This window comes from Acinetobacter sp. WCHAc060033 (genome assembly GCF_004209125.1).
In the GTDB taxonomy this organism is placed as follows: domain Bacteria; phylum Pseudomonadota; class Gammaproteobacteria; order Pseudomonadales; family Moraxellaceae; genus Acinetobacter; species Acinetobacter wuhouensis.
In genome coordinates this window covers 1-1,467 of the sequence record NZ_SGSW01000139.1, presented here as the reverse complement: position 1 = coordinate 1,467, position 1,467 = coordinate 1, and the positions used below count along the sequence as shown (strand labels likewise).

Here is a 1,467-nt window from a genome sequence, read left to right as displayed (position 1 = left end):
AGGTAAATCAACACTGGCTCAAATGGTGACGATCCAAACAGCGTTGCGCTATCAAGAATCGGTCTTAGTGGTATCGGCTGAGATGGACGTTGAGACGTTCACAAATCGCTGTATTTCGGCTTTAACCAGTATTCCGTACAACAACATCCATAACGCTGAACTTTACGATGGAATGCTTAAGGATTTCGCAGAAGCACAACATAAATTTAGCAAGTTGAAAATTCATATTGAAGATAAGCAAAAGCCAACGATTGCGGAAATTCATTCTTATGCACGTAAAGCGAGACGTAAATACAAAAAGCTTGGTTGCATCGTAATTGATTACTTACAGCTTGTTCGTGATCCAAGCAAGAAAGATCGCTATCAAGAAGTCAGCTCAATCAGTCGTGATTTAAAAGCATTGGCAAAAGAATTTAATTGCCCAGTGATTGCTTTGGCTCAATTGAATCGTGAATCAGAAAAAGGCAAACGCCCAAAGGCTTCTGACCTAAAAGAATCAGGGCAGATTGAACAAGACGCAGATCAGATCATTTTGGCTCACCCAATCAACGGTGAAGATGAGCTGCCAACTGGTGTGACTGAAATTATTGTGGCTAAAAATCGACATGGCAAGCGTGGCGTAGCGAGAGTTAGGGACCGCTTAGATATTTGCCGTTTTGTGTCAATTGTTGAAGGTGGAATGAAAGGAGACGCAGCATGAAACAACTCCTAATTTTAATCGCAGTGTGTGTTTTGGTTTGGGTTAGTTGCCAGTGTGAGAACGTGATGCATGGGGGTGTGGGGTGAGTATTTCAATTTCACATCGACTAACTCAAACCGAGCTTGGTACTGAAAAGTTTTGTTTGAGTTGCAATGAGAGCTTTCCACTTGATTCTGAGTTCTATCAACCAAGAAAGCGTAAACGTAAAGACGGCAGTGTTTTAAACACTTGGGAATCGGTCTGTAAGGCTTGCTATAGAGCGCATTACAACAAGAAAAAATATGAGGTGAAAGCATGATCAAACATGACTTAATAAAAGAAATTGGCATTGAAAAGGCGAAGGCGATTGTTGAGGGTAGGCCAACTCAAGATTGCTTTTACGATAATTATGAGGGTTTGTACTACTCAAAAGACCATGATCATTGTTGGGAGTGGTGGGACTTGGATTGTAAAGAATGGTTCGAGTGTGAATTTGTTGTAAATCAAAATGAAGATGGATTTATTCATTTAAACGACCTCCGCACCGCCATTGCTGAGTATGACAGTCCTCAACTCTGCATAGAGTGTGGTTCAGCTGATTTACATAAGGGTGGTGAAATCAAAGAGCCGAAAATGTGCTTTAAATGCTACGCCGCTATGACAGGTTTTACTTTAATTGGTGATCAACTCCTTGAGGATGATGAGCTTGCAGAAATCAAAGCAGGTCATCGCATCGACAAACGACTCGAGCCAGACGATTGCACAGACATTCGGAATCATTTGAGTCC

At 41.5% G+C, this 1,467-nt stretch carries 3 protein-coding genes; all 3 read left to right on the top strand.

Features of this window, described 5'->3' with window-relative positions:
* The coding region (locus EXE10_RS20920) for a DnaB-like helicase C-terminal domain-containing protein (protein WP_165383063.1) at positions 1 to 700 on the top strand (700 nt) is incomplete at its 5' end.
* Positions 701 to 782: 82 nt separating this feature from the next.
* Positions 783 to 998, top strand: a complete 216-nt coding sequence (locus EXE10_RS20915; RefSeq protein WP_228256877.1) for a hypothetical protein — start codon at positions 783 to 785, stop codon at positions 996 to 998.
* Positions 995 to 1,467 (top strand): hypothetical protein (locus tag EXE10_RS20910; protein ID WP_130114590.1); only part of this gene is annotated, 473 nt, incomplete at its 3' end. The genes EXE10_RS20915 and EXE10_RS20910, both read left to right, overlap by 4 nt.